This window comes from Thiomonas sp. FB-Cd (assembly GCF_000733775.1).
GTDB lineage: Bacteria > Pseudomonadota > Gammaproteobacteria > Burkholderiales > Burkholderiaceae_C > Thiomonas_A.
In genome coordinates, this window is the sequence record NZ_JPOE01000005.1 from 536455 (window position 1) to 563454 (window position 27000).

23 protein-coding genes are annotated in these 27000 nt (G+C 62.8%); 18 read left to right on the forward strand and 5 right to left on the reverse strand.

Annotated features, from left to right (window positions below):
- Window positions 1–10 precede the first annotated feature (10 nt).
- The 9 genes from dapF to hslU all read left to right on the forward strand — a co-directional run bounded on the left by dapF (window position 11) and on the right by hslU (window position 10125).
- Window positions 11–862 carry a diaminopimelate epimerase gene (dapF, locus tag CD04_RS0116145; protein ID WP_031408613.1) on the forward strand — a complete coding sequence of 284 codons (852 nt, stop codon included), beginning with the start codon at window positions 11–13 and terminating at the stop codon, window positions 860–862.
- Between the two features lie 47 nt (window positions 863–909).
- Window positions 910–1578 carry a DUF484 family protein gene (locus tag CD04_RS0116150; RefSeq protein ID WP_031408615.1) on the forward strand — a complete coding sequence of 223 codons (669 nt, stop codon included), beginning with the start codon at window positions 910–912 and terminating at the stop codon, window positions 1576–1578.
- Between the two features lie 25 nt (window positions 1579–1603).
- The gene (locus CD04_RS0116155) at window positions 1604–2662 is read left to right on the forward strand and encodes a tyrosine recombinase XerC (protein ID WP_038168466.1); all 1059 of its coding nucleotides are present in this window, start codon (window positions 1604–1606) and stop codon (window positions 2660–2662) included.
- An 88-nt stretch (window positions 2663–2750) separates the two neighbouring features.
- Window positions 2751–3932, forward strand: a complete 1182-nt coding sequence (locus CD04_RS0116160; protein ID WP_031408619.1) for a class I SAM-dependent rRNA methyltransferase — start codon at window positions 2751–2753, stop codon at window positions 3930–3932.
- An 80-nt stretch (window positions 3933–4012) separates the two neighbouring features.
- Window positions 4013–5062 carry a GTP-binding protein gene (locus CD04_RS0116165; protein WP_031408621.1) on the forward strand — a complete coding sequence of 350 codons (1050 nt, stop codon included), beginning with the start codon at window positions 4013–4015 and terminating at the stop codon, window positions 5060–5062.
- A 688-nt stretch (window positions 5063–5750) separates the two neighbouring features.
- Window positions 5751–6239 (forward strand): RNA polymerase-binding protein DksA, encoded by a 489-nt coding sequence (gene dksA, locus CD04_RS25350; protein ID WP_031408624.1) that lies wholly within the window; start codon window positions 5751–5753, stop codon window positions 6237–6239.
- Window positions 6240–6276: 37 nt separating this feature from the next.
- Window positions 6277–8133: an STAS domain-containing protein gene (locus tag CD04_RS0116180; RefSeq protein ID WP_031408626.1), complete on the forward strand. Its 1857-nt coding sequence runs from the start codon at window positions 6277–6279 to the stop codon at window positions 8131–8133.
- Window positions 8134–8181: 48 nt separating this feature from the next.
- Window positions 8182–8721: an ATP-dependent protease subunit HslV gene (gene hslV / locus CD04_RS0116185; RefSeq protein ID WP_031408628.1), complete on the forward strand. Its 540-nt coding sequence runs from the start codon at window positions 8182–8184 to the stop codon at window positions 8719–8721.
- 84 nt (window positions 8722–8805) lie between these two features.
- On the forward strand, window positions 8806–10125 hold the full coding sequence (gene hslU / locus CD04_RS0116190) for an ATP-dependent protease ATPase subunit HslU (RefSeq protein WP_031408629.1): 1320 nt from the start codon (window positions 8806–8808) through the stop codon (window positions 10123–10125).
- Between the two features lie 357 nt (window positions 10126–10482).
- On the opposite strand, the gene CD04_RS0116200 is transcribed toward hslU, so the two are convergent.
- The gene (locus tag CD04_RS0116200; RefSeq protein WP_031408633.1) at window positions 10483–11250 is read right to left on the reverse strand and encodes a type III pantothenate kinase; all 768 of its coding nucleotides are present in this window, start codon (window positions 11248–11250) and stop codon (window positions 10483–10485) included.
- A 273-nt stretch (window positions 11251–11523) separates the two neighbouring features.
- On the opposite strand from CD04_RS0116200, the gene CD04_RS0116205 reads away from it, so the two are divergent.
- From CD04_RS0116205 to CD04_RS0116230, 6 genes are all read left to right on the forward strand, one after another.
- Window positions 11524–11931, forward strand: a complete 408-nt coding sequence (locus CD04_RS0116205) for a gamma-butyrobetaine hydroxylase-like domain-containing protein (RefSeq protein WP_231480670.1) — start codon at window positions 11524–11526, stop codon at window positions 11929–11931.
- Entirely contained in the window at window positions 11921–12670 is a 750-nt protein-coding gene (gene ubiE / locus CD04_RS0116210) for a bifunctional demethylmenaquinone methyltransferase/2-methoxy-6-polyprenyl-1,4-benzoquinol methylase UbiE (protein WP_031408637.1), read from the forward strand. The genes CD04_RS0116205 and ubiE overlap by 11 nt, the downstream gene beginning before the upstream one ends.
- 78 nt (window positions 12671–12748) lie before the next feature.
- A complete protein-coding gene (locus CD04_RS0116215; protein WP_031408639.1) occupies window positions 12749–13654 on the forward strand; it encodes a Tim44 domain-containing protein in 906 nt (301 codons plus the stop codon).
- 107 nt (window positions 13655–13761) lie between these two features.
- A complete protein-coding gene (locus CD04_RS0116220) occupies window positions 13762–14418 on the forward strand; it encodes an SCP2 domain-containing protein (RefSeq protein ID WP_038168721.1) in 657 nt (218 codons plus the stop codon).
- 4 nt (window positions 14419–14422) lie between these two features.
- Window positions 14423–15994, forward strand: a complete 1572-nt coding sequence (gene ubiB / locus CD04_RS0116225) for a ubiquinone biosynthesis regulatory protein kinase UbiB (RefSeq protein WP_031408643.1) — start codon at window positions 14423–14425, stop codon at window positions 15992–15994.
- Between the two features lie 4 nt (window positions 15995–15998).
- Window positions 15999–16853: an aldo/keto reductase gene (locus CD04_RS0116230; protein WP_031408645.1), complete on the forward strand. Its 855-nt coding sequence runs from the start codon at window positions 15999–16001 to the stop codon at window positions 16851–16853.
- Between the two features lie 149 nt (window positions 16854–17002).
- Here the strand turns inward: CD04_RS0116230 and icmF are convergent, their stop codons facing one another.
- Window positions 17003–20299, reverse strand: a complete 3297-nt coding sequence (gene icmF, locus CD04_RS0116235; RefSeq protein ID WP_031408648.1) for a fused isobutyryl-CoA mutase/GTPase IcmF — start codon at window positions 20297–20299, stop codon at window positions 17003–17005.
- Between the two features lie 502 nt (window positions 20300–20801).
- Here icmF and CD04_RS0116240 point away from each other — a divergent pair.
- From CD04_RS0116240 to CD04_RS0116250, 3 genes are all read left to right on the forward strand, one after another.
- Window positions 20802–21983 (forward strand): DDE-type integrase/transposase/recombinase, encoded by a 1182-nt coding sequence (locus CD04_RS0116240; protein WP_197033149.1) that lies wholly within the window; start codon window positions 20802–20804, stop codon window positions 21981–21983.
- 120 nt (window positions 21984–22103) lie between these two features.
- Window positions 22104–22787, forward strand: coding sequence for a c-type cytochrome (locus CD04_RS0116245; RefSeq protein WP_051849355.1), 684 nt, complete (start codon window positions 22104–22106; stop codon window positions 22785–22787).
- 33 nt (window positions 22788–22820) lie between these two features.
- On the forward strand, window positions 22821–23759 hold the full coding sequence (locus CD04_RS0116250) for a c-type cytochrome (RefSeq protein ID WP_369792864.1): 939 nt from the start codon (window positions 22821–22823) through the stop codon (window positions 23757–23759).
- A 245-nt stretch (window positions 23760–24004) separates the two neighbouring features.
- On the opposite strand, the gene CD04_RS0116255 is transcribed toward CD04_RS0116250, so the two are convergent.
- The 3 genes from CD04_RS0116255 to CD04_RS0116265 form a co-directional block, all read right to left on the reverse strand.
- Entirely contained in the window at window positions 24005–25123 is a 1119-nt protein-coding gene (locus CD04_RS0116255; protein WP_051849356.1) for an FUSC family protein, read from the reverse strand.
- A gap of 14 nt (window positions 25124–25137) precedes the next feature.
- The gene (locus tag CD04_RS0116260; protein WP_031408657.1) at window positions 25138–26412 is read right to left on the reverse strand and encodes an RNA-guided endonuclease TnpB family protein; all 1275 of its coding nucleotides are present in this window, start codon (window positions 26410–26412) and stop codon (window positions 25138–25140) included.
- Window positions 26413–26546: 134 nt separating this feature from the next.
- Complete coding sequence (locus CD04_RS0116265) at window positions 26547–26924, reverse strand: hypothetical protein (RefSeq protein WP_051849357.1); 378 nt, start codon at window positions 26922–26924, stop codon at window positions 26547–26549.
- Window positions 26925–27000 lie beyond the last annotated feature (76 nt).

Here is a 27000-nt window from a genome sequence, read left to right on the forward strand (position 1 = left end):
CAGCTGCCGCATGAAACTCCATTTCACCAAAATGCACGGCGCCGGCAACGACTTCGTGATGCTCGACGCAACACGGGAACCTCTGCAGCTGAGTCCACAGCAAATCCGCCTGCTGGCTGACCGGCATTTTGGCGTGGGAGCCGACCAGATCCTCGTGGTGGAGCCCTCTCCGGCACCGGATGTGGACTTTCGCTACCGCATCTTCAATGCCGATGGTGGCGAAGTCGAGCAATGCGGCAACGGCGCTCGCTGCTTCGTTGCCTTTGTGCGTCAGATCGGGCTCACCAATAAAACCTCGATCCGCGTGCTCACGCGCAGTGGCATCATTGAACCAAGCCTTGAGGCCGATGGCCGCGTGACGGTCAACATGGGTGCGCCACGCTTTGACCCGGCGCAGATCCCTTTTGATGTGACTGGCCTCGTCCCGCAGACCGTTGGTGATCTGATGCGCTGGCCGCTGGATCTGGGTGATGTCACCGTGTGGATCAGCGCCCTATCCATGGGCAATCCTCACGCGGTGCAACAGGTGGACGACGTGGACAATGCGCCTGTGACCACGCTCGGGCCACGCATTGAAGTTCACCCCCGGTTTGCCGCGCATGTGAATGCTGGCTTCATGCAGGTTCTGCATCCCCACGGCATCCGACTGCGCGTGTGGGAGCGCGGAGCCGGCGAAACCCTGGCCTGCGGCACCGGTGCCTGCGCTGCCGCCGTTGCCGGCATCCGTCATGGCTGGCTGCAAAGCCCGGTTGACGTGGACACGCGGGGCGGGCGCCTGACCATTGCGTGGGACGGCGCGGCGGGCCCCGTGCTGATGACTGGCCCCGTGGCCCATGTATTCGACGGTACGATCGAAATTTGACGCAACGCATCCCGAGTAACGACCGAAGAACACAACCAAGACCCGCCATGCAACTCACCGAACAGGACCTGGCCGCCTATCTGGCCCAACATCCCGATTTTTTCGAGCGTCACGCGGAGCTTCTCTCCACGGTGCAGTTGCAAAGTCCCCATGGCAATCGTGCCGTTTCGCTGCAGGAGCGGCAGATTGAGATGCTGCGGGACAAAATGCGTGTCCTTGAACACCGCTTGGCAGATCTGATGCGCAACGCCGCCGAGAATGAAGCCATATCGGGGAGGCTTCTGCGCTGGGTACGAGCGATGCTGCTCGAGCACGACATCAGCGCACTGCCGCACACCATGGTGCGCGAAATCGAGAACCAGTTTCAGTTGCCACAAGCGGCATTGAGAATGTGGAATCTTCAACCGGAATACGCCACGCGCGATTACGCCGCCGACGTGGGCACCGACATCCCCGTGCTGGCCAACAGCCTTGTCCAGCCGTACTGCGGTCCCAACGGCGGGTTTGAAGCGGCGCGTTGGCTCGGAACACAATTGCCGGTGCAGTCGCTGGCGATGATTGCGTTGCGCGCCAATGACGAGGCGCCAGCCTTTGGTCTTTTGGTCCTGGGCTCGCCGGCGGCGGACCGCTTCACGGCCGATATGGGAACCGAGTTTCTCACGCGGATTGGCCACCTGGCCTCGGCTTCATTGCAGCGCATGGTGCGCTCAGGCTAAAGCGCGCAGCGGCTGGCTCATTGCCATGGCCAAGTTTGACACAGACCCGCATGTTGGCGCGCCAGCAAAGGCTCGGGAGCCCGCATCCAACGCTCCGGCAGGGGACGTTGCCCTCACCTGCACAGCCTACCTCGACATGCTGCGGCATGTGCGCCGCCTGTCCGCGCGCACACTTGTAAATTACCAGCGCGATCTCAATGACCTGGAGCAGCGCACACGTCGCGCGGGAACAGACCTTCGCTCCATCACCGCGCAGGACATCCGCGCCTGGGCTGCGTCGCTCCACGCAGGCGGCATGACGCCGCGAGCGATTGCCGCGCGTCTGTCAGCCTGGCGCGGGCTTTTCGCCTGGCTCGGGCTGCACGGTCGTGTTGCAAGCAACCCGGTGCAGGACGTTCGGGCGCCGCGCGCGGCCCGACCCCTGCCTCGCGCGCTGAGCGTGGACCAGGCCGTGGCCCTGGCTGCCTACAGCGCGGCGCCTGACATCGTGAACGAAAAATCAGGGGCACGCGAGCACGTCGGCGCAAGGCTGCGTGACGCTCGCGGCCGGGCCATCGCCGAGCTCCTGTATTCCAGCGGCCTGCGCGTGTCCGAGCTCGTGGGACTGGATGTCCGCTACATGCGCACCAGTGAGCATGAATCGGCCGGCTGGGTGGATTGGGACGCGTGTGAGGTAGCCGTACTGGGAAAGGGCGGCAAGCGCCGCAGCGTGCCCGTGGGTCCACCTGCCATGCAAGCGCTGCGCGACTGGCTTGCACTGCGTCCGTCTCCAGCTCCCGGCGCTGGGGCCGCCGACCACGCAGCACTGTTCCTCGGCCCGCGTGCAAGACGCATCAGTGCGCAGAGGGTCTGGGTGGAACTGCGCGAACGGGCACACGCTGCGGGTTTGCCCACCGCGGTGCATCCGCATATGCTGCGACACTCCTTTGCCTCGCATTTGCTACAGTCCAGTGGCGACTTGCGTGGGGTGCAGGAGCTGCTCGGGCACGCAAGCATTGCCAGCACCCAGATCTACACGCGCCTGGACTTTCAGCACTTGGCTCAGGTCTATGACGCGGCTCATCCCCGTGCGAAAAAGCGCTAAGCGGGCCAAATTGGGTCTGTTTCGCAGTTGACAGCACGCCGGAAGCTCACGCCGTGCCGCTTTTTGCCACCTTCATACCGAATATTCCATGAAAGTCATCCGCCTGCACGAAGGCAAGGACCGCGCAGTCCTGCGCCGCCATCCATGGGTGTTCGCCGGAGCCATTGCTCGGGGCGGCGCCGACAAAGGTGAAACGGTGCGCGTGGATGCGGCTGATGGTCGTGTCCTGGGCTGGGCCGCATACAGCCCGAATTCCCAGATTCGCCTTCGCATGTGGAGCTTCGACCCCGACGCACGCATCGATCGCGCGCATTTCCGAGCCTGCCTGCAATCGGCCATCGCCCGTCGCGCACGGTTGGGCCTGCCCATGCAGGCCGTGCGCCTCGTGCATGGGGAGTCGGACGGCCTTCCCGGTTGCGTGATTGACCGCTACGGCGACATCGTCGTGCTGCAGGCTCTGGCTGCGGGCATCGAGCGGAACAAGACCACACTCGTGCAATTGCTGCGCGAGTTGCTGCCGGAGGTGCGCATCTACGAGCGTTCGGACGCCGGCGTGCGCGCGCTCGAGGGATTGCCCCCCATCAGCGGCTGGCTGCACGGCGACGGCTCGACCCGCACGGAAATCACCGAGCACGGCCTGCGTTACACCGTTGACGTAGCCACCGGCCACAAAACCGGCTTTTACCTGGATCAGCGCGACAGCCGTGGCCGCTTTGCGGCACTGGTACGCGACCGGGGTCTTCGCCGCGTTCTCAACTGCTATGGCTACACGGGCGGTTTTACATTGGCCGCGCTTGCTGGCGGAGCCGATCATGTGACAACCGTGGACTCTTCTGCGCCGGCGCTTGCCCAAGCTGACGCGCACGTGCGGCTCAATGGCTTCGATCCGGCCCGAAGCACGCTGCTGGATGCGGATGTGAATGCCACGCTTCGCGCACTGCGCGAACAGGGACGCCGTTTCGATGCCATCGTGCTTGACCCACCGAAACTGGCCCCTACGGCGGCGTCAGCGCCGCGCGCGGCGCGTGCCTACAAGGACATCAATCGTCTGGCTCTGGGCATGCTGGAGCCCGGGGGCTGGCTGTTCACGTTTTCGTGCTCCGGGGGCATCGAGGCACCTCTTTTTCAGAGCATTGTTGCCGGCGCGGCGGTGGACGCTGGCGTGGAGGCCGACATCGTGGCGCGCGCCATGGCGGGATCCGACCATCCATTGCTGTTGTCCTTCCCCGAGGGCGAGTATCTCAAGGGCTTGCTCCTGCAAGTCCGCTAAAAGACAGGGCTTGACAGCTGCTCCTACACTTGTGTGTTGTTCCCGTTTCTCCTGCACCCGCGTCACACGCTCACCATCCCATGTCCACGCCCCTGATCCCCTCCACCATCCTGACCGGCTTTCTTGGTAGTGGCAAAACCACCTTGCTCAAGCGCATTCTGCACGAGGCACATGGCTCGCGCATCGCAGTCATCGAGAATGAGTTTGGCGAGGAGAATATTGACAATGACATTCTGGTTCAGGAGTCCGGCGAGCAGATCGTGCAGATGTCCAATGGTTGCATCTGCTGCACCATCCGCGACGATCTGCGAGCCACGCTGTCAGATTTGGCTGCGCGGCGCCGCAAGGGCGAGCTGATGTTCGATCGCATCATCATTGAGACCACTGGCGTGGCCGATCCCGGCCCGGTGGCGCAGACATTTTTTATGGATGATGAGGTCGCGAGCCAATACCTTCTGGACTCCATCATCACGCTGGTGGACGCCAAGCACGCCGAGCAACAGCTCGACACACGACTGGAGGCGCAGCGTCAGGTGGGCTTTGCAGATCAGATTTTCATCTCGAAGGCCGATCTCGTCAGCGACGACGAATTGGCCGCACTGCAGCACCGCCTGGCTCACATCAATCCGCGTGCAAAACAACAGGTTACGCATTTCGGGAATGTGCCACTCAAGGACGTTCTGGATCTGCGCGGATTCAACCTTAATGCCAAACTGGACATCGACCCGGAGTTTCTCAAGGAAGACGAGCATGACCACGGGCACGATCACGGGCATGACCACGACCATAAACATGGTGAGCACTGTGACCATCCACACCATCACCACCATGATGATGACGTGAAATCCTTCGTGTTCCGCTCCGACAAGCCATTCGACCCGGCAAAGCTTGAAGATTTTCTAGGGGCGATCGTGCAGATCTACGGGCCACGCATGCTGCGCTACAAGGGTGTGCTGAGCATGAAGGGCATCGATCGCAAGGTCGTTTTTCAGGGCGTTCATCAGCTCATGGGCAGCGACTTGGCCAGCCCCTGGGGGCATGAGCCGCGCCAGAGCAAGCTCGTCTTTATCGGCATTGACCTGCCCCGCGACATCATTCTGCAAGGGCTCGAACAGTCCTTGGTCGCCTGACCCGCGCAAGCGCGCCATCGCCAGCGATTTTCGCTTTGTTGCGTGGCAGCCACAATGCGCCATGCTCATGCGTTTCAGGACGGTGAGCCACGGTCATCTGACTACAATCGGCCGGTTTCGGAAGCACGCCCGAGCATCCAGGCCATGACTCAAGAGCGCTGTGCGGCACGTCGTGCCATGACACACAAAGGCGCCCCTTGCACCGAAATGCTCAAACGGTGCCGAGCCCCATAGGCCGGCAGGCAGAACACGCGCATCTTCAGATTCCAGGAGGAACTGTGGTCAAGGCGGCAAAACCAGAACCCAGCCGGGCCGCGCGCCCGGCCAGCAAGACCGCAACGGCTCAGGGGCGAAAGCGACCACGGCTTCGGGGCAGCCCAAGCCCACACCCAAGCCCACGCCGAAGCACGCCGGATCGAATGTGGGCAAGGCGCCAGGCAAGGCTGTCCTTGAACGAGCGACTGCAGCACAGCCCAAGATTCACGCGCCAGCCGCTGGCGCCCGTGCACGAACGTCCGCAGCGCGCACGACTGCATCGCCTCCGGCGAGCCCAGCCCCGGCAAAATCCGCGGCCGCCGCGACGCGTGATCCGGTTCGGGCTACACTTCCGCCCGCCAAACCAGTTATGTCCGCCGCAACCACGGCGCCGAGGCCATTGGCCCATGCATCCACTTCAGTACCGAAACCCATGAGCAGTATTGCCCCCGCCTCCATCCCGACGAAGGTCGATCCCAAGCTGGCCAACGCCTGGAAAAGCAAGGCTCCCCAGGATTTGACCGATGCCGAAGTGCTTGCCATGCCCGAAAGCGAGTACATGAAGTCTGTGCAGCTGGACTTCTTCAAGCACCGGCTGAGCGCACTGCGCAACGAACTCATACGCAGCGCAGGCGAAACGACCGAGCATCTTCGCGAGGACACACTGCTGGTGCCCGACCCCGCGGACCGAGCCACGATCGAGGAAGAGCATGCGCTGGAGCTGCGCACGCGTGACCGCGAACGCAAGCTGTTGAAAAAGATCGAGCAAGCGCTGGCACTCATCGACAATGGCGAATATGGCTGGTGTGAAGAGACTGGCGAGCCCATCGGTATCGGGCGGCTGTTGGCCCGACCCACGGCCACGCTATCCCTGGAGGCGCAACAGCGCCGCGAGATGAAACAGAAGATGTACGGCGATTGAGTCACGTTGTACAGTCGCTTGCAGCACGAGCCTCGCAATGAGTGATTCCAAGCCACGCAGCTTCTGGGGCCGGGTCACGGAATTCGTCAAGAATCCAACCCAGGATTGGTCGCTCACGCGGCATGAAAACGCCCTGCGCGAGTTGCAGGAGCAGGAGCAGGTGCGGGCCAAGGAAGAGCAGCGAAAGCTTGATGCGTTCATCCGGCGCCGCGAGCTGGCCTCGCTGCGCCGCCTGCGCAAGCGCCAGGCCGATGGCCTGCCCATCGACGATGCGTACACGGATCTCCCCGACACCGGCACCGGCACGGGCCCTTCGGCACCAGAGCGCGAGGCCACGCTGCGCAAAATCAATGAGATTGAACAGGCGATGGTGGACGACGCCAAGCCAGGAGGCGCGGCTGCGCCTCGCGCCAAGTCAGCCGCGAATTCCCGGCTCAAGCACGAAGCGCAAGACGTCGCGCCTGACAACGTCATTCGCTTCGCCGGCGCCGCCGATGCCGCACCGGCGGCGCAGACGGCGAATGGGCAACCGCACGCATTGCCGTCCACTGATCGAGGCTTGCTCGGCGCATCCCGGGGCGCGTCGGGTCAACCAGGCATGCAGACGGGCCTCGCCCCCACCGTTGCGATGCCCACCGAATTGGCGCCAACGCAGATGGCCGCGACACAGGCAGCAGCCACCGTGATGGGTATGACGCTGTTCGCCACCGATCATCCACCAATGGACACGTGGATGAAGACGGGCGGCTATGTCTCTTCAGGGCCGATGGCGGTGGACGTGCAGGAAGGCGTGTCATCGAGTCCGCTTTTCGACCAGGCCTGCATCGATTTCGCCAATGGCCACGACGAAGCCGCTGAACGCGCCCTCCTCGATGCCATTTCCGGCTCCCCTGAGCGCGATCTCGAAAACGAGTTTTGGTTAGCCCTCTTCGACTTGTACCGAGCCGGAAACGACGCGACGAAATTCGAGGCCTTGGTGGCGGATTACGTCGAGCGCTTCCAATCTTCGGCACCATCGTGGGACGGGCCGACTGGCCACAAGCACCCGTCAAGCGCAGCGCCAGCACCGCATGCTGCCTTAGCGCCTGCGCAGGCCGCATCAACCACAGGACCCGCAGCCTTTACCGCTCTCGGAGAACTGGACGCGGCACAATCGCGCTCCCTGCTGCTCCTGGCGCGCAGCGGCGCCCGACAAGTGGCATTGGATTTCACGGCGCTGACATCCATGGCCCAGGGTGCGCAAACCTTTGCGGTTGAGGCCCTTAAGACCCTTAACGCGGCAGCTGGCTGCGTGATTGAACTCGTTGGTGTGGGCAATCTTCTCGAGGCCTGCGCTGCCGCTGCTCCGCCCATGCAGCGCAATGCCGATCCGGCGTGGTGGGGCCTTCGACTGGAGGCGCTGCGCCTGGCCGGAGAACAGGACGCATTCGAAAATGTCGCGCTCGATTATTGCGTCACGTACGAAATCTCCCCGCCAACCTGGGAGCGAAGCCACGCCAAGGTCCATACTGTCTGGGGCGACGCCGCTGGTCCATTCGGCAATCCCCCCTCCGTCCTCTCGCAGGGGCACGCGTCCAGCCTGTTCAACACACACTTTGGCAACACTGGTGCCGGCGTCGCATTTGCGTCGCTCAGCGGCGAGATCCAAGGTGGCAGCGAGGAATTTCTCAAGCCGCTGGATGCGGCAGCGTCGGGGCAGGGCGGCGTGGTGGTCAACCTCGCGGGCTTGCGCCGACTGGATTTTGCAAGCGCTGGCATCATGCTCAACTGGGTCATGACGCAAAGCAGCGCCGGACGCTCGGTCCAATTCCAGAACACGCACCGATTGATTGCCGGCCTATTCGTCATCCTGGGCATCAACTCCGTGGCGCAAATCGACTTACGCAAGTTCTAATTCTGATTTTGCGCGTCCCCTCTGATCGCGTATCACCTTGGCTATCTCATGCAGCAATATCACGGCACCACGATCCTCAGCGTGAGACGCGGCACGCAAGTTGCCCTCGGGGGCGACGGGCAGGTGACTCTGGGAAACATCGTCGTCAAAGCCACCGCGCGCAAGGTTCGGCGCCTGCACCAGGACAAGGTCCTGGCCGGTTTTGCCGGTGGCACGGCTGATGCGTTCACATTGTTCGAACGCTTTGAGGCCAAACTCGATGAACACCGCGGCCAGTTGCTGCGTGCGGCCGTCGAACTGGCGAAGGACTGGCGCACTGACCGCATGCTGCGACGCCTGGAGGCGATGTTGGCGGTGGCCGACACGACAGCCTCGCTCATCATTACCGGCAACGGCGACGTCCTGGAGCCCGAGCACGGTCTTCTGGCCATCGGCTCAGGTGGCGCCTACGCGCAGTCGGCAGCGCGTGCACTGCTGGACCATACCGAACTGGACGCGAGCGCCATCGTCGAGCGCTCGCTGCACATCGCGGCCGATCTCTGCATCTACACCAACCACGAATTGCGCATCGAGACCCTGGGCGCCTGACGCCCTTGCATCTCGCCCCGGCGCTGGATTCGCCGCAGCGCGGCGGGCAACCCGCGCAGATCACACCCACGCCCCATCATGAACATGACCCCGCGAGAAATCGTCTCCGAACTGGACCGCTATGTCATCGGCCAAACCGATGCCAAGCGCGCGGTTGCGGTGGCGCTGCGCAACCGCTGGCGCCGCCAGCAGGTGGCCGAGCCACTGCGCCATGAAATCACGCCTAAGAACATCCTGATGATTGGCCCGACGGGCGTGGGCAAAACCGAAATTGCCCGCCGCCTTGCCAAGCTTGCCAATGCGCCGTTCATCAAGATCGAAGCCACGAAATTCACGGAGGTTGGCTACGTGGGGCGCGACGTTGACACCATCATGCGCGACCTGGTGGATATTGCAATCAAGCAGGTACGGGAGCAGGCCATGCTGGCGCGGCGCGCCCAGGCGGAAGACGCTGCGGAGGATCGCATCCTTGACGTGCTGCTTCCTCGCCCACGTGACGCAGCTGGCCAAGCGCTTCCCACCTCGGACGCCAACACCCGCCAGATCTTCCGCAAGCGGCTGCGCGAAGGTCAGCTCGATGACAAGGAAATCGAGCTTGACTTGACCCAGCCACAGGCCAGCGTGGACATCATGACCCCACCGGGCATGGAAGACATGGCCGAGCAAATCAAGGGAATGTTCGCGGGCCTCGGCCAAGGCCGTACCCAACGCCGCAAGCTCAAGGTGCGCGAAGGCTTGCGCGTTTTGGTCGATGAGGAAGCAGCCAAGCTGGTCAATGAGGACGAAATCCGCAGCCTCGCCATGCAGCGCGTGGAGCAAAACGGCATTGTGTTCCTCGACGAGATTGACAAAATCGCTTCGCGTGGCGGTGCCCAAGGTGCCGATGTGTCGCGCCAGGGCGTGCAGCGCGACTTGCTTCCGCTGGTGGAAGGAACCACCGTCAGTACCAAATACGGCATGGTGCGCACCGACCATGTGCTCTTCATTGCGAGTGGTGCCTTTCATGTATCGAAACCTTCGGATCTGATCCCCGAGCTGCAGGGACGCTTTCCCATCCGCGTGGAACTTCAGAGCCTCTCGGTCGACGATTTCGTGGCCATCCTGACGGCCACGGATGCCAGCTTGGTGAAACAGTATGAGGCACTGCTTGGCACCGACGGTGTCATCCTCCAATTCGCACCTGACGGCATCCGTCGCCTCGCCGAAGTGGCCCATGCGGTCAACGGGAAAACAGAGAACATCGGAGCGCGTCGGCTGCACACCGTGATGGAGCGACTCCTGGAAGATGTTTCATTCCAGGCCGATGGTGGTAATCCGCAGACTTTGACTATCAACGCAGAGTTCGTCGATCAGCGCCTTGGCAAGATTGCGGCTGATGAGGATCTTTCACGTTTTGTCCTTTAGGTTTGCGCTGCAAGCTTTGGCGCGACACGGCGGCACCTTGGGCTCTAGTCAACCACGGCAATGCCGCTTCTTTTGTCGATCCGGTGTAACGCCAAGGGGCCGCTCCCCATCATCGCCCGAGCGATCGCGCAGACGAGACCCGCGCGCCGCATGCTGCGCTGGATTGCACACCTGACCCGCACACGACCAAGCGCGCCGGCGTCCGCCCCCAGGGGTCCCTCTACGACGGAGGGCGTTGGGTATCGGTCGCCTTGGTGCCGCACCGACGCAGCACATTGGCCGTCTCGGTACGCCACGATCCAAACCATCCGGGCCCGAGGCCGATGGTGTGCACAAATTTGTTCCCAAGGCAGACCGTCAAGCACCGTGAATAAGACCCCGCGTGCGGGCAATGCAGAGCAGGCCTTCGAAGACCAAATGCTCGATGGTTACATGCGGCAAGCCCAGCGCCAGTTCCAACTTTGGCGCGGCGCCCCCCGTCAGAAGGACGATGGGTGGTCGGCCCTCGAGCCTGCTCAGGCGCTCATGCATTTGACGGGCTGCACCCGAGATGGCAAGCGCCCCTCCTGTCATCAAAGCATCACTTGTATTGTTGGGGAATTCGCGTAACTCGCCTTCGGGCACGTTGAGACCCGCCGTGCCCATCTCCAAGGCCTTGAGCATCAATCCGAAGCCGGGCAGGATGACGCCGCCGAGAAATCGCCCGTCCGCCGCAAGGCAATCGACCGTGACTGCCGTGCCCACGCTGATGACGAGGACCGGCTCGGCCGCATGCCGCGCCCTTGCGCCGATCAGCGCTGCCCAGCGGTCCGTGCCGAGCAGGCCCGGCATGGTGTAGCCGTTGCGCACGCCACATTGCCGGATCGCGGAATGGATCCATTGGCAGTTCAGGCCCAGGATTGCGAGTTGCGCATCCACGCGTGCGGTGGCCATGGCGCCGGCCACCGCACAGCCAATCGCGGCATTCACGCGGCCGTGCTCTTCGAGCACTGCTGCCAGAGTCTCTATGGACTGCTGGGACATCGCTCCGTGGGCCAGCAAGTCCGGTTCGGGACCGGCGTGACCGCGTGCCCAGAGGCCCCATTTCAAGCGGGTGTTGCCAATATCAAGCAGAAGTAGCGCCATGATTTTTGTGCAGATTATTGTTTCAACATAGCAGAGGTCCGAGGCGCAACGGGCCTCCTGGCTTTGATCTGGCTCGCCTCAAGACGCAGGAGCCTGGTCCGGGGCGGTGGAAGCACCGACTACCCACCCAGCATGGTAGATATCAGATAGAGAAAGACGCGTTCGACCTGTGCCAAGTTGCGCCAAGCCATACAAGCCCGAAGGCCGGGGCCACCCGTCGCATAATGGCGGTCTGACGATTTCGCTTCCACGCCCATGCCATCCCCCGCCCCCATGCCAACGCAGCTAACGGTGCATCGCCAGTCCCGTAATCTGGAGATTGCCTTCGATGACGGAATGCAGTTTCGCATCCCGTTTGAGCTGATGCGCGTGTATTCGCCATCGGCCGAGGTACGCGGCCACGGCCCCGGGCAAGAGACCTTGCAGACGGGTAAGCGCGACGTCATCATTGACGCGTTGGAAGCCGTGGGTAATTATGCCGTACAGCCGACTTTTTCCGATGGGCACGACACCGGCATCTTCACCTGGGAATACCTTTACTTCCTTGGCAAGGAGCAGGATCGCCTCTGGAACGATTACTTGGCCCGCCTGGATGCGTCGCAACTCGACCGCGACGCATCGATGCCGGGGGCGTCCCCTTCTGGCAGTTCCTGCAGCCACGGGGGGCCGCATGAGCACTGATGGCAGCGAAGGCACCACCCACTTCGGCTTTGAGACGGTCCCCGAGCAGGAGAAATCGCAACGCGTGGCGCAGGTGTTCGACTCGGTCGCCCCACGCTACGACCTGATGAATGATTTGATGAGCGCGGGCCTGCACCGTGCATGGAAGGCATTCTGCGTCGCAGTCGCCGGCGTACGCCCCGGCCACCGCGTACTCGACATCGCCTCCGGCACAGGTGACTTGGCGCGAGCCTTCGCGCCCCAGGTCGAGCCCGGCGGCTTGGTTGTGGCCACCGACATCAACGCCTCCATGTTGGCTGAAGGCCGCAGGCGACTTGAAGATGCCGGGCTGTGTGTTCCTGCAGCGCTGTGCGATGCTGAAGCGCTGCCTTTCCCAAGTGCCAGCTTCGACCGCGTTAGCGTGGCTTTCGGCTTGCGCAACATGACGCACAAGGAACGGGCGCTGTCGGAGATGTACCGCGTGCTCAAGCCAGGAGGGAAGTTGCTTGTCCTGGAGTTCTCGCGGCCTTGGGAGCCGCTACGCGGTGCGTATGATTTTTATTCGTTTCAGATCTTGCCGCGCCTGGGCAAGATGGTCGCCGGTGATGCGGACAGCTACCGCTACCTGGCCGAGTCGATCCGTCAGCACCCCGACCAGCGCACCCTGAAAGGGATGATGGAGCAGGCGGGCTTTGCGAAGGTTGATTGGAACAATCTTTCCGCTGGTGTCGTGGCGTTGCATATCGGCCTCAAGGCGTGAGAAAGCCCACTTTTCAAGCGTCGGGATTGTTTCGACCTTTTGGTAACTAAATGTATAATTGGGCGACTGGATATAAACATGACGAAATTCTCGGCCCTTCCTCTTCTCATCATTACCCTCAGCCTCGTACTGGCCTCAAGCATCTTTACAGGTGACGCGCAGGCCAAGCGCTTGGGTGGTGGCAGGAGTCTGGGCACTCAGAGGAGCAGCCTGCCGACCCGGCCGCAGACTGTGCCGCCCGTGGCGACACGCCCGCCTGCAGCGGCAAACCCGGCGGCGCTGCAACCGCGCCCTGCAAGCCGCTGGGGCGGCCTGCTCGGAGGCTTGGCAGCCGGTATTGGCTTGGCTGCACTATTCCATGCGCTGGGGCTCGGTGCGGCGGGCGCGTCCATCATGACGGCACTTCTGATTGCGGGTCTGGCCGTATGGGTCTTGATGATGCTGCTGCGGTTCTCGCGCCGAAGTGCCACGCTGCGCCAGCCGCACCCGGCGGGGATGCCACTGGGCGCCTATGATGCAGGACAGCTTGGCCAGGAATCGTATCAGTCTGTCCAGCGCTTTGAAGACATGCGTCCGGCCTCAAGCGATCCAGCCAGGAGCGACGCTGGAATCCCCGATGGTTTCGACCAGCGTGCCTTCCTGAACAAGGCACGGGAGCACTATTACCTTTTGCAGCAGGCTTGGGATGCGGGCGATTTGCCGCGCATCGAGTCGTACACCACCTCGGAAATGTTTGCTCAACTGCGCAGCGAAATTGAGCGGCGAGGTGCGATACCCAACAAAACCGATGTTGTGACCCTTGAGGCGGTGCTGCTCGATTTGCATGAAGACGACGGCCAATATCTGGCGAGCGTGGAATTTTCTGGCCTGGTCCGCGAAGAGAGCTGGGGTGGCGCGCAGCCGGTGCGCGAGATCTGGAATCTGGTCAAACCGACGACAGGAACGTCTGGCTGGCTGCTCGCGGGAATTCAGCAACTGGCTTGAGCCAGCGCACGCTGGCCCAGGTATCTCCTGCGCGCCCGCGGCTGCGAAGGAACAAACCCAAGGTTTCGGGGCAAACCTAGAATGCGTTGGTCTTCGACGAGAAGCCCATGCCCCGTATCCAAGAACTTCCAGCATTCTCTTTGCCCACGGCGATCCAGCACGCCCTGCTGCCCCGCGTCGTTCGTGCAATCAACCATTTGATCGAACGGGAACCGCAGGCAAGTTCCCGCTTGCGGATGCACGCGGGCAAGCAGGTGATGCTGCGGGCGCCCTCGGTGCGGGTGATGTTGGCCGTGGCTCAGGATGGAGCTTTTGAAGTCCACCAAGCCGATGCGCATGATCAACCCCCAGCCTTGCGCCTGGACGTGGACGCCTCTGCGATGCTGGCGGCCAAGATGCGCGGCCAGCCTTTGGGACTGACAGGGGTGCATATCACGGGGGATGCCGAGTTCGCGCAGACCATGTCTTGGCTGATGGCAAACCTGCGCTGGGACGCAGAAGACGATCTGGCTGATCTGATCGGGGACGTAGGCGCTCATCGCGTCGCGCGCGCTGCGCGGGGCTTGATGGGCGAAGTTCGGCGCCTCCGCCACCAGTTGGAGGGCGACGCGCGCGACTGGGTGGCTGAGTCGCCGCGGGCGCTGGTGGGCCGTGGCGAATTCACGACCTGTAGCGCCCAGGTCGCGCAGTTGCGCGACGCCGTGGCGCGGCTGGACAAGCGCATCACCCTGTTAGCGCGCCATGCGCGCAGCCTGCAGAGCTAAACGCATGCGACGTCTGCTGCGCTTGTTGCGCATTACAACGGTCGCCCATCGGTATGGGCTCGACCAGCTCGTACTGAGTGGCTTTCGCCACCGCTGGCTGCGCGCGTTGGCGCGCGTGCTGGCCCTCGGCCGCAAGCTCGACGCTCCACGGGGCCAGCGCCTGCGCCTGGCGCTCGAGAATTTGGGCCCGATCTTTGTGAAATTCGGGCAGATGCTGTCGACCCGCCGAGACCTGCTACCGCTGGATATCGCCGACGAACTGGCGAAGCTGCAGGATCGGGTGCCCCCCTTCGATTCAGCACTTGCCGTGGCACAAATCGAAAAGGCTCTGGGCAAGCCGGTCGCCGAACTCTTTTCCAGCTTCAGCCGTACACCGGTGGCCAGCGCCTCCATTGCGCAAGTGCACTTCGCCGTCCTTCCGCCAGAACAAGGCGGCCACGAAGTGGCGGTGAAGGTGCTTCGGCTTGGCATGCGTGCAATCATCGACCAAGATCTTGACCTGATGCGCACGTTGGCTGCCTGGATCGAGCGCGCTTGGACGGACGGCAAGCGCCTGAAGCCACGTGAGGTGGTGGAGGAGTTCGACAAATACCTGCACGACGAACTCGACCTCGTGCGTGAAGCGGCCAACGCTGCACAACTGCGCCGCAATATGGACGGCTTGGGCCTGGTGCTAATCCCGCAAATGTACTGGGATCTATGCACGGAAAACGTCATCGTGATGGAACGCATGCACGGTGTGCCAATCAGCCAAATCGCCCGTTTGCGCACGGCCGGTGTGGACATCCGCAAACTGGCACAAAGTGGAGTGGAAATCTTTTTTACGCAGGTATTTCGCGATGGTTTTTTCCACGCCGATATGCACCCCGGCAACATCATGGTCAGTCTCGCCCCCGAGACGTTCGGCTGGTATATCGCGCTGGATTTCGGCATCATCGGCACCCTGTCTGAGTACGACAAGGACTATCTGGCGCAGAACTTCATCGCCTTTTTTCAACGCGATTACCGGCGTGTGGCCGAGTTGCATTTGGAGTCAGGCTGGGTTCCGGGGGAGGTGCGCGTCGAAGAGCTTGAAGCAGCCGTGCGTACCGTGTGTGAGCCGCAGTTCGAACGACCGCTGAAGGACATTTCACTGGGCCAAATCCTGATGCGTTTGTTCCAAGTCTCGCGCCGCTTCAAGGTCGAAATACAGCCCCAGCTCGTGCTGCTGCAAAAGACGCTGCTCAATGTGGAGGGTCTGGGGCGTCAGCTGGACCCCGAACTGGATCTGTGGAGCACCGCGCAGCCGTTTCTCCGGCGCTGGATGCAAAGCCAGGTGGGCTGGCGCGCCCTTCGCGATCACCTGCGAAAGGAGGCGCCGCGATTTGCCCAGTTTTTCCCTGCCCTGCCACGGCTCATCCACAATGCGCTGGAACAGGCACAGAAGCCGGCTGATCGCGACACGGCCCGCCAGCTGCTCCAAGAACAGCGCCGCACCAACGCCATGCTGCAGGGCCTGATCGGCTTCTTCGCCGGATTGCTTGTGTTCCTGATTTTGCTCGCCCTATGGAATGCGCGCGTTTGGCTCGGCGCCTGAGCATATGGACTACGTGGACCTTGCTTGCGGTGAACGGTGGCCGGCGCTCGGCCTCGGCACGTGGCACTTCGGCGAGGACGCCCGGCTCCAGGCGCAAGAGGCAGCTTGCGTGCGCGAAGCGCTGGACCTTGGCTATCGGGTGATTGACACCGCTGAGATGTATGGCGAGGGCGGAGCCGAGCGCATCGTGGGCAAAGCGCTGGCCGACGCCATGCGCGCTGGAGTTGTCAAGCGCGAAAAGGTTTTCATCGTCAGCAAAGTCTATCCGCACAACGCCAGCTTGCGTGGCGTGCAACTGGCGTGCGATCGAAGCCTACGCCGATTGGGATTGGACCATGTCGACCTGTACCTCCTGCATTGGCGAGGCAGCGTGCCGCTGGCTGAGACTGTCGATGGCTTCGCACAACTGGCTGCCGCGGGCAAGATTCGCCATTGGGGCGTGAGCAATTTCGATCTGGATGACCTGCGCGAATTGATGTGCACGTCGAATGGCACGCAGTGCACGGCGAACCAGGTCTATTACGCAGCCAGCAGCCGCGGCGTGGAGTTTGAACTTTTGCCATGGATGCGACAGCACGCGCTGCCCCTCATGGCCTATAGCCCGCTCGACTGTGGCAATCTTGCGCGGGACATGCGGCTGCAGGCGCTTGCCCAACCGCTCGGTTTGAGCGCTGCGCAACTCGCGCTGGCGTGGGTGTTGCGCCAGCCAGGCGTCATGGCCATCCCGAAGGCAGGCCGACCCGAGCACTTGCGCGAGAACCTCCGCGCAGCGGAGTTTGCGCTAGCCTCCTCGACCCTCGAAGCGATTGACCAGCTATTCCCTCCGCCCCGTGACAAGCAGACGTTGGCCATGATTTGAGGGCAGCGGCGCCATGGCACCGAGCTTCGCCCGCCAACCCGACATCGGCTTGACCGGGCGGTGTCGATCGCCTGCGCGCTCTCAGTCGCAACGCCGTGACTGCCCACAAGCGGGCCATGGCTCTGCGCAAAATGGCGATCACAGGGTTCCTACATGCTGCGCCTGTATTGGCCTCCGACTTCAAATAAGGCCGTCGTAATTTGTCCGAGGCTGCATACGCGCACGGCGTCCATGAGCACCGCGAATACGTTGCCATTGTCGATCACGGCCTGCTTGAGGGTCTGCAACATAGTCGGCCCATCCGCTGCGTGACGGGCACAGAAATCGGCCAAGCGCCCGAGTTGGGATTCCTTCTCCTGCGGGGTGGATCGGGCCAACTCCAGCTTTGTGGGAACTGGATCACCGTGCGGATTGATGAAGGTGTTGACGCCGACAATGGGAAGCTCTCCGGAGTGCTTGAGCATTTCATAATGCATGCTCTCCTCCTGAATTTTGCCGCGCTGATAGCCGGTTTCCATCGCTCCCAATACACCGCCACGTTCAGCGATGGCCTCGAATTCCTTGAGCACGGCTTCTTCGACCAGATCGGTCAATTCCTCAATGATGAACGCGCCCTGGTTGGGGTTTTCACACTTGGCCAGGCCCCACTCGCGGTTGATGATGAGTTGGATGGCCATCGCACGACGGACGCTCTCCTCCGTTGGTGTGGTGATGGCCTCATCGAACGCGTTGGTATGCAAGCTGTTGCAGTTGTCATAGATCGCAATGAGCGCTTGCAGCGTTGTGCGGATGTCATTGAAGTCAACCTCCTGCGCATGCAGACTGCGACCGCTCGTCTGCACGTGGTACTTGAGCTTCTGGCTTCGTTCGTTGGCGCCGTAGCGGTCGCGCATTGCCACGGCCCAGATGCGCCGCGCCACACGGCCAAGCACGCTGTACTCGGGATCCATCCCGTTGCTGAAGAAAAAGCTCAGATTGGGGGCAAAATCGTCAACATGCATGCCGCGAGCAAGGTAGGCCTCAACGAAGGTGAATCCGTTGCTCAAGGTGAACGCCAGCTGGCTGATCGGGTTTGCTCCGGCTTCGGCAATGTGATAGCCGGAAATGCTCACCGAATAAAAGTTGCGGACTTTGTGGTGGATGAAATACTCTTGGATGTCGCCCATGACCTTGAGCGAGAACTCCGTGGAGAAGATGCAGGTGTTTTGACCCTGGTCTTCCTTCAGGATATCGGCCTGCACCGTACCGCGGACGTTTTCCAGCACCCAGGCACGGATTTTCTGAGCCTCATCATCAGTGGGGTCTCGCCGGTTGTCCCGCACGAACTTGTCGAGTTGCTGGTCATTGGCCGCATTGAGAAACATTGCCAGGATGGTGGGGGCAGGACCGTTGATGGTCATACTCACCGACGTTGCGGGGTCGCACAGGTCGAAGCCATCGTAGAGCGCCTTCATGTCATCCAAGGTGGCGATCGACACTCCCGAGTTGCCAACCTTGCCATAAATGTCTGGCCGCCGGTCCGGGTCTGAGCCATACAGCGTGACTGAATCGAACGCCGTGGATAGTCGCTTTGCCGGCATCCCTTGCGACAAGAGCTTGAAGCGCCGGTTGGTCCGGAATGCATCACCCTCGCCTGCAAACATCCGGGTCGGGTCCTCGTTCTCACGCTTGAACGCAAAGGTTCCCGCCGTGTAGGGGAAACTACCCGGCACGTTGTCGAGCATCAGCCACCGCAGCAGTTCGCCGTGGTCGGACCAGCGCGGCAGCACCACCTTGCGGATGCGTGTTCCCGACAAGGTCGTGTGAGTCAGCTGGGTGCGGATTTCCTTATCCCGGATTTTCACCACGTACACGTCGTCCGCATAGGCCTGCTGCATTTGCGGCCACATGGCGAGCAGCTTGCGCGCCTGCGGAAGCATGCGCGCTTCGCGCTGCTCGGCCAGGTCGCTGACAGCCTGCACCGCCGCAGTTTTGTGCGGAATGGCCTCATGCAGCATGCGCCCCGACTCGCGCAATTGCTGTGCCTCGCGCGCGAGGCGCGTCTGCTCAGCAACGACACGGTGATAGCCGCGGACGGTGTCGGCGATTTCTGCCAAATAGCGGCTACGCGCCGGCGGCACGATCGGCGTCTGATGGGTGCTGTGGCGGGTCCCCACGCGCGGAAGCCGACCCTGCTGCAAGCGCATGCCCCGACTGTGCAGGCCCAGCACGATGGCTTGGTACAGGGCGGTCACCCCGTCATCATTGAACCGGCTCGCCATGGTGCCAAAGACGGGCATGTCCTCAGGCTTCGCGTTCCATGCCTCGCGGTTGCGCTGGACCTGCTTGGCCACATCGCGCAGCGCGTCCATCGCGCCCTTGCGGTCGAACTTGTTGATCGCGACGAAATCTGCGAAGTCCAGCATGTCGATTTTCTCGAGCTGACTGGCGGCACCGAATTCTGGAGTCATGACGTACAAGCTCAGGTCCACATGCGCCACGATGGCCGCGTCCCCTTGCCCGATCCCCGAGGTCTCGACAATGATCAAATCAAACCCCGCAGCTTTGCACGCGGCCACCGCCTCCGGCAGGGCTGTGCTGATTTCCTTGCCCGCTTCGCGCGTCGCCAGGCTGCGCACGTACACCCCAGCCGAGCCACTGCCGCCCGCGCGCGGCCATGGGCCAATGGCATTCATGCGGATGCGGTCGCCAAGCAGCGCGCCGCCGGACTTCCGCCGCGACGGATCGATGCTGATCACTGCAATGCGCAGGACGTCATCCTGATCGAGCCGTGCGCGCCGGATGATCTCATCTACCAGGCTACTCTTCCCAGCGCCACCAGTACCCGTCACGCCCAACACGATGCCGTGCGCCGCTTCTGCTTGCTCATGCAACGTGCGCACAAGCGCTGGATCGGCGACGCCCGCCTCCAACTCGGAGATCAAGCGCGCCAGCGCCTGCTCGTCGTGCCGGATCGCGTCTTGCAAAGTCCCAGAGGGCAGCGATGGCAGCGGCCTGTCGGCGCGCGCAAGCATGTCGCCAATCATGCCTTGCAAGCCAAGACGCTGCCCATCTTCCGGGCTGTAGATGCGCGCAACACCATAGGCCTGCAACGTGGCAATTTCATCGGGAACAATGACGCCGCCGCCACCTCCGAATACTTGTACGTGCGCCGCGCCAAGGGATCGGAGACGGTCGATCATGTACTGGAAGAACTCCACGTGGCCACCCTGGTAGCTGGAGATGGCAATCGCGTGCGCATCTTCCTGGATGGCTGCCGTGACAATTTCGTCCACGGAACGGTTGTGCCCGAGATGAATGACTTCGGCGCCCATGGCGATGAGGATGCGGCGCATGATGTTGATCGCCGCATCGTGACCGTCAAACAGCGACGCCGCGGTGACAAAGCGCAGACGCCGCTGCGGACGATAGGCAGCCAGGACTTTGGATTCGGAAAGGTCAGTCATGCTGGTCTCCATGGAGTGCCTTCGGCGTGGCGTCGCGTGCCATTGGAAAGGTAATGGCATTCAACGGTAGTCGCCAACCATTGACGTATACGTCAACATCCCAATGTAGCCGATCTGCCGTCGCAGGGCTACAGACTCAGCTCGCCTTGCTCGGCTGCGCCTTCCTGCGATATGGTCTGGCTCGTCGGCTCGCAGTTTCGCGCCACGCTTCCTCGCCACGCTCGGGTGCCTCGCGCGGCTGCGTCTCGCTTCGTTCGCTGTGGCCAACTGACGGCAGGACTTGCAGGCGCAACAAAAAAACCCGGGCCTAGCCCGGGTCAATTGCACACTCCCTAACACAATTTCTGAAACTCAGTTGATACATTATGATACGTTCGTTGCCATTTGTCTAGCCCCAGCCTTGTCCAATGGCAAAGGAGTCTGGACGGGGCGGCGTGATTCCAACGGCAAAGGAGTCTGAGCGGGAGTTTTAGGGGTCGATCATTGCGGGATGGTGATCGACATGAATACGACAAGGCTGGAGACGATCGGGCAAGTCCGGGAGTTCCTGGCAGGGATCTGCGACGTTGAGCTGCAGGTCGTTCAGGACGAGGCTGAGCGACGGCGGTTCGTGGAGCGCACGCTGCGTTGGTTCGGCTATTTTCGGCGGCCTCGCAGCGAGCGCGGCCTGCTGTTCGCCTATGTGCAGCGGGTCTCGGGCTACTCACGTGCCCACGTCATTCGGCTCATTGCGCAGTACCGTGAGAGCGGCACGCTCGAGCAGCGTGAGCGTGGCACGCGCACGCAATTCCCACGTCGCTACACGGACGAGGATGTCGCACTGCTGGCCGCATTGGACAGCCTGCACGACACGCTCTCGGGGGCGGCCACGCGAGCGCTGGCGCAGCGTGCCTGGCGGGTCTATGACGATGCGCGCTACGCACGCTTGGCGCAGATCTCGGTGTCGCATCTGTACAACCTGCGTGCAGGCCAGGCGTACCGCGAGCGGCGCCAGACCTGGACGAAGACGCGGCCCAGCCCGGTGGCGATCGCGGTGAGGAAGGCGCCGGCGCCCAACGGCCTGCCGGGCTACATCCGCATCGATACCGTCCACCAAGGCGATCTGGACGGGCTCAAGGGCGTCTACCACGTCAACGCGGTGGACATCGTCACCCAGTGGGAGGTCGTGGCCGCCGTCGAGCGCATCAGCGAGGCGTACCTGCTGCCGGTCATTCAGATGCTGCTGGAGAGCTTCCCCTTCGCGATACGGGGCTTTCATTCCGATGGCGGCAGCGAGTCCATCAACCGCGACGTGGCCCGCCTGCTCGAGAAGCTGCGCATCGAGTTCACCCGCTCGCGCCCGCGCCAGACCAACGACAACGCGCTGGCCGAATGCAAGAACGGCGCGGTGGTACGCAAAGTCATGGGTGATGGTCACATCCCGCAGAAGCACGCGACAGCGATCAACCGCTTCCACGAGGATGCACTCAATCCCGATCTGAACTTCCACCGGGCCTGCTACTTCGCGGTCGACACGGTGGATGCACGCGGGCGTATCCGCAAGACGTACCCGAGCGAGCCGATCATGACGCCGTGGGACCGGCTGCGCTCAATCCCGGACTTCGAGCAGTACCTCAAGCCCGGCATCACCGCCCAGGCAAGCTGCCTCTTCGCTCCGACGCTAGATGCAGTGCTAGCTCGCTAGCGTCCTCACGCACGGTGTCCAGCTGCAACAGCCGATACATCCCACATACGACTCGAAACAATCCCGGTGAACTGTCACGTTTACGATGCAACGAGCTAACCCGCAACGGAGATTCACGCCATGACCGCACCGCGCAACCCAAAGCGCATCGTCGCCCTCGCTTCGGGACTGGCCCTCGCTGCTTATCTGCCCACGGCACTGGCCGCAGCCAGCGCTGCAAATATCGCCACGCACGGCGCGGGCAGCGCAGTTCCTGCTTGCATGAGCTGCCACGGTGCGGCCGGCGAAGGCAACGCTGCCGCGGGCTTCCCGCGCTTGGCCGGGCTGCCGGCTGCCTACATCGCGGCGCAATTGCGCGCCTTTGCGCAAGGCACTCGCAGCAATAGCCTGATGAGCCCGATCGCCAAGGCCATGAGTGATGCACAAATCATCGCGGTGGCCAACTATTACGCCAAGCTGCCGAAGCCCGTGCAGACCTACGGCCCGATGCCCGCCGCCGCGGCGCTGGGCGAACGCCTGGCTGAACGCGGCGACTGGAGCACGGGCATCCCCTCGTGCTTTCGATGCCATGGCCCAGGCGGTATGGGCGTCAGCCCTGATTTTCCGCCCATCGTCGGCCAGCCGGCAAGCTATATCGAAAGCCAGATCAAAGCCTGGAAAGACGGCAGCCGGCACAACGATCCGATGGGGCTGATGCACACAGTGGCACTGCGCATGAGCGACGCCGCCACCCAGTCCGTGGCCGCTTGGCTGGCGGCAGAAAAGCCTGGCGAAGCAGCCAGGTCCGACAAAGCGACGCATTGATCGCGCCCCCGGAGATCGCCCATGACCATAAACATCTCACGCCGTCTACTGCACGCGCTGCTGCCTGGCGCCTTGGCCGTCGCCTTCCTGGCAACTTCCAAAGCCCACGCGGCGGAAGCCGGAGCGCTACCGCAATCGGAGCTCAATTCCGATGCACGAACCGGCGCCACGTTCGTGCCCCCAGAAGAATCGCAAATTCCCGAGAACGAGTTCGGCAAAATGGTTCGCCTCGGCCGTGACATCATGCTTGATACGCCCAAATATGCCAAGGCGTATGTTGGCAACACGCTGAGTTGCGTGAACTGCCACACCGACGCCGGACGCATGGCCGGCTCTGCGCCCCTTTGGGCAGCCTATGTCAGCTACCCAGCCTACCGAAGCAAAAACAAACGGGTCAACACCTACGAGGAACGGCTGCAAGGGTGCTTTCGCTTCAGCCAAAACGGCAAGGCCCCGCCGCTGGGCAGCAAGGTATTGGTTGCACTCGAAAGCTACTCTTACTGGTTGGCCAAAGGTTTGCCGACCGATGAGAGCGTCAAGGGCCGAGGTTACCCCGACGTCGCTGCGCCAGCCGAGGTTCCTAGCTACGCTCGCGGCAAGGCCGTTTATGAAGCCAAGTGCATGGTCTGCCACAACGCCGACGGGCAGGGGCGCGATGTCGACGGCACGACCGTGTTCCCGCCGCTGTGGGGTGACAGGTCGTTCAACTGGGGCGCAGGCATGGGTAGCTATAAAAACGCCGCAAAATTCATCTGGGCGAACATGCCATATAGTCAAAGCTACAGTCTGACGCCGCAGGAAGCTTGGGACGTAGCTTATTTCATGGACGCCCATGAGCGCACACAAGATCCACGTTGGCTCGGATCGGTAAGCGCAACCCGCGCCAAGTTTCACAATACCAAATTCAGCCTCTACGGCCAATCCGTCAACGGCAAGGTTTTGGGTGACACCGGACCACCCAAGAAGAAATAGTCACCTGCCGCATGCCTGCGCAAGGCGGGCACTGCGGTGTCCCGGCACTGAGTCGCGCAGACAACGCCCTTGCGCCAAGTCAGGGTAGCCGCGACGGAGATCTTCGATCAGATCGGCACGATGTTCTCGACGGGTTAGGAGCGCGCGTAACCGCCTCGCGTTTTTACACGGTCTGAGACTTTCGGAGGACAGTAAGCACTCGGCTGGGCGTCGGTTTCGGAAGCACCGTACTGCTGGGGCGACGCTCAGGCGGGCGGACGCAGTATCAAACGCCGCAGACCGCTGCTGAGGCGGTCGCGCAGCAGGCCGTGGTGCAGGCAGACACCGCCGAGCAGGCCGAACAGGGCACCGAGGACAGTGTCCAGCAGGCGCGCATGCAGCAGGGTTCCAGCCGGCACACCGGCCAAATTCGCAGCGTCGGCCAGCAAGATGGTCAGTGGGGTGATGAAAATCGCGGCGACGCCGTAATTGCGTACCACGATCGCCTCGACGATCACGGTCAGGACCATGACCGCCAGGGCGATGCCCCAGGGTCCCAGGGGCAGCAGCAGCGCCCAGGCGACTCCAACTCCGGCCGTGGTCCCGAGAATGCGTTGCAGCTGTTTGGTCCACACGGCGCGCAGCGAGGCACCCTGGATCACCGCCAGGCAACTGACCGGAACCCAATAGGGGCGCTGCATTTGCAACAGCTGCGCCAGACCCAGCGAAGCCCCGACGCAAAGGCCGATGACCACCGAGTCGTAGACCACGAAGTCGAAGCTCGGGGCGGGCAGGGCCGGCACGGGCTTCGGCGGCCGACGTCGCAGCGTGTGGACGCTGTAGGCAAAGGCGACGGCGCAGGCAACCAGGGTCCCGAGCGCGAACAGGCCGACGGCGTAGGGGAATTGATCCGGGGCCACCGGGGTATAGGCCCCGATTGCCGCCGCCATGATGAAGAACACGCCGCCTGGCGGTCCCACGCCATACAGGCGCAAAGTCATCATCACCAGAACGGCCATGAATGTCAGCGCCGGAAATCGCAACAGGGCCGAAAATTCGCTCGCCAGTCCGAGGGTGTAACAGGCCATCATCCCACTGGCACAGGCCATCAACCAGAGCATGCGATGCTGCATCGATGTCTCGGGCAGGTAAAGAAAAACCATGCCGCCCAAGGAGGAAATCAACCCGTAGCCGATGTGGCCGAAGTAGGCCCCGGCCAGAAGCGGCAGCCCCGAGGCCAAGGAGGCTGCCACCGGCATGGCCCACGGCCGGTCGCTCGGATGGATGGCACCGAGGTGGGAAAGCTCGGCACGCGCGATCCTCAGGAGGGCTCGCGCGGCGGACCCTGCCGAGGAGGCGCCGCTTGGCGGGCGTTGCAGCCGCATGAACTCTCCCGCCACTAAACCGCTTGCGCGGTTGTCGTGGGGGTTTCGCGGGTCACAGACTTGGACTTGTCCCGTTGCCGTGGCAGAGGTTTCGGTCTCGCCGCCACGCCCGTTCCAGGCGTGTTCGCGTCGATGAGCACCACCAACGCGCTGTTTTGGTCGCGTTGCATGACATGCCCGCAGTGCGGGCAGACATGCACGCGATCTGCGAGCGTCTTGGGCGCGATCTCCCAACACGCCGCGCAGCGCTGCGACGGTTTGAGCTGGCGCGTGTTGCTCAGGTGCAGTCGCGTACCAGCTTCTTCCGCTTTGTACGCCAGCATCGGATGCGCCATGCCGAACGCAGCCGAGAGGATCTCCCGGTTGAGTCCGGCCTTTTGCCTGACGCGCCGGCCCGGTGCATCCACCGTGCCGCGTGCGCTGCGGCTCATGTTCTTCGGTGCGAGTTGTTCGGTGGCCAGGACGGCGCATTGCCCCACCATCTTGGTTGTTTCCTTGTGCACGAAGTCCCGGCGCAGGTTGCCAATGCGATCGTGCAGCCGGGCAATGCGACGCCCGAGCCGTTTGAAGCGCAACGATCCCTTCTTCTTCCTGGCGCGCTGCCGCTGCAGCGCGGCAAGGCGCGGCAGTTCCTCGCGCAGCCAGCGCGGGTTCGCAATCGTCTGTCCGTCGTCGAACGTCGCCCAATCGTTGACGCCGAAGTCCACGCCTCGGCGCTGATCATCGGTGCGCTGCCCGCAGGCTTCTTCGGGCACGCGCAGCGTCACCGACACGAACCACTGGCCGTTTCTGCGCGTGAGGGTGATGTCATTGGGCTTGGCATCACCGCCAAAGCGATGCTGCCCGCGCGCCCGGATGGACAGGGCCGTGTCTCCACTGCCAATGCGCAGCGTGGCACCACGGCCGCCGTGCTGCATGAGCTTCCAGCCAGCCGGGTCGGGATAGGCAAAGCCCGAGAACCGCTTGGCGGATTTGAAGCGGGGGAATCCGGGCGTTTGACCAGCTTTGACCCGGCGAAAGAACGACTGGAAGGCGAGATCCAGCCGCCGCAGTGTCTGCTGCAAGGCATGACTGCCGAGCTTCACGAACTCAGGCCGATCCGCCTTGATCTGCGGCAGGACGTTTTGCTGGTCGTAGTAGCTGATCGACTTGCCGGCCCTGCGCCAGGCGTCGATGCGCTCTTCGAGCGCCGCGTTGTACAACTCGCAGTGCAGCCGCGTCCAAGCCTCAAGCCGCGCAGCTTGCGCGGCATTGGGATACAGCTTCAGCGTGACTTTGCGCCGTTGCATGCTGTTATTTTATCCAGCCTCGCAAGGAACAACAAGCGAAAACCGCCCGCTTGACCCCCTCCTGCCCGGTCGGCTTCGCCTGAGCGACGCTGTGCGTCGGGCCGGGCGAGGAAGGGGAATGCGCGGGCATTTGTTCAATTGTCGAACTGCTTGTTTGCCGTTTCGGCGATCAGCCGGCACCGAAAGTGGGAGCCGGCGAGGCCGACGCCGGTGCGCTGGCACTGACGTCCTGCCAGCTTGAGGATGGCCGCAAGCTGCCAAGGCATTCGCCGGAAATGCGGCGGCGCGCTGAAGGTGGTCGAGTCGCACAACCCAAGGTCGGCGGCCGAAACCACCCGGGCGAGCTGATCGAGCTTGACGTCAGCCGATTCGGAGATCTCGCTCGGGGCGGCTTCGGCGACGCGCTCAAGGTCAACACTGGCACCGATGCAACGGACGCCTTCGGTGACGGCTTTCGCCGTCGACTCGGTGTGGACGGCGCTCGAGTAATCAAGGATCAGGGCCTTGGACATGGCTGTATGGCTTGGACGGTGGACGGAGGGCGGCCTGGGACGGCCAAAGGTCCTCCCACCTCACACACCCCCTTAT

Bases quoted from the DNA above. Each gene is read 5' to 3' on its own strand.
- dapF (WP_031408613.1), top strand. From the start codon at position 11: ATGAAACTCCATTTCACCAAAATGCACGGCGCCGGCAACGACTTCGTG.
- CD04_RS0116150 (WP_031408615.1), top strand. From the start codon at position 910: ATGCAACTCACCGAACAGGACCTGGCCGCCTATCTGGCCCAACATCCC.
- CD04_RS0116155 (WP_038168466.1), top strand. From the start codon at position 1,604: ATGGCCAAGTTTGACACAGACCCGCATGTTGGCGCGCCAGCAAAGGCT.
- CD04_RS0116160 (WP_031408619.1), top strand. From the start codon at position 2,751: ATGAAAGTCATCCGCCTGCACGAAGGCAAGGACCGCGCAGTCCTGCGC.
- CD04_RS0116165 (WP_031408621.1), top strand. From the start codon at position 4,013: ATGTCCACGCCCCTGATCCCCTCCACCATCCTGACCGGCTTTCTTGGT.
- dksA (WP_031408624.1), top strand. From the start codon at position 5,751: ATGAGCAGTATTGCCCCCGCCTCCATCCCGACGAAGGTCGATCCCAAG.
- CD04_RS0116180 (WP_031408626.1), top strand. From the start codon at position 6,277: ATGAGTGATTCCAAGCCACGCAGCTTCTGGGGCCGGGTCACGGAATTC.
- hslV (WP_031408628.1), top strand. From the start codon at position 8,182: ATGCAGCAATATCACGGCACCACGATCCTCAGCGTGAGACGCGGCACG.
- hslU (WP_031408629.1), top strand. From the start codon at position 8,806: ATGACCCCGCGAGAAATCGTCTCCGAACTGGACCGCTATGTCATCGGC.
- CD04_RS0116200 (WP_031408633.1), bottom strand. From the start codon at position 11,250: ATGGCGCTACTTCTGCTTGATATTGGCAACACCCGCTTGAAATGGGGC.
- CD04_RS0116205 (WP_231480670.1), top strand. From the start codon at position 11,524: ATGCCAACGCAGCTAACGGTGCATCGCCAGTCCCGTAATCTGGAGATT.
- ubiE (WP_031408637.1), top strand. From the start codon at position 11,921: ATGAGCACTGATGGCAGCGAAGGCACCACCCACTTCGGCTTTGAGACG.
- CD04_RS0116215 (WP_031408639.1), top strand. From the start codon at position 12,749: ATGACGAAATTCTCGGCCCTTCCTCTTCTCATCATTACCCTCAGCCTC.
- CD04_RS0116220 (WP_038168721.1), top strand. From the start codon at position 13,762: ATGCCCCGTATCCAAGAACTTCCAGCATTCTCTTTGCCCACGGCGATC.
- ubiB (WP_031408643.1), top strand. From the start codon at position 14,423: ATGCGACGTCTGCTGCGCTTGTTGCGCATTACAACGGTCGCCCATCGG.
- CD04_RS0116230 (WP_031408645.1), top strand. From the start codon at position 15,999: ATGGACTACGTGGACCTTGCTTGCGGTGAACGGTGGCCGGCGCTCGGC.
- icmF (WP_031408648.1), bottom strand. From the start codon at position 20,299: ATGACTGACCTTTCCGAATCCAAAGTCCTGGCTGCCTATCGTCCGCAG.
- CD04_RS0116240 (WP_197033149.1), top strand. From the start codon at position 20,802: ATGAATACGACAAGGCTGGAGACGATCGGGCAAGTCCGGGAGTTCCTG.
- CD04_RS0116245 (WP_051849355.1), top strand. From the start codon at position 22,104: ATGACCGCACCGCGCAACCCAAAGCGCATCGTCGCCCTCGCTTCGGGA.
- CD04_RS0116255 (WP_051849356.1), bottom strand. From the start codon at position 25,123: ATGCGGCTGCAACGCCCGCCAAGCGGCGCCTCCTCGGCAGGGTCCGCC.
- CD04_RS0116260 (WP_031408657.1), bottom strand. From the start codon at position 26,412: ATGCAACGGCGCAAAGTCACGCTGAAGCTGTATCCCAATGCCGCGCAA.
- CD04_RS0116265 (WP_051849357.1), bottom strand. From the start codon at position 26,924: ATGTCCAAGGCCCTGATCCTTGATTACTCGAGCGCCGTCCACACCGAG.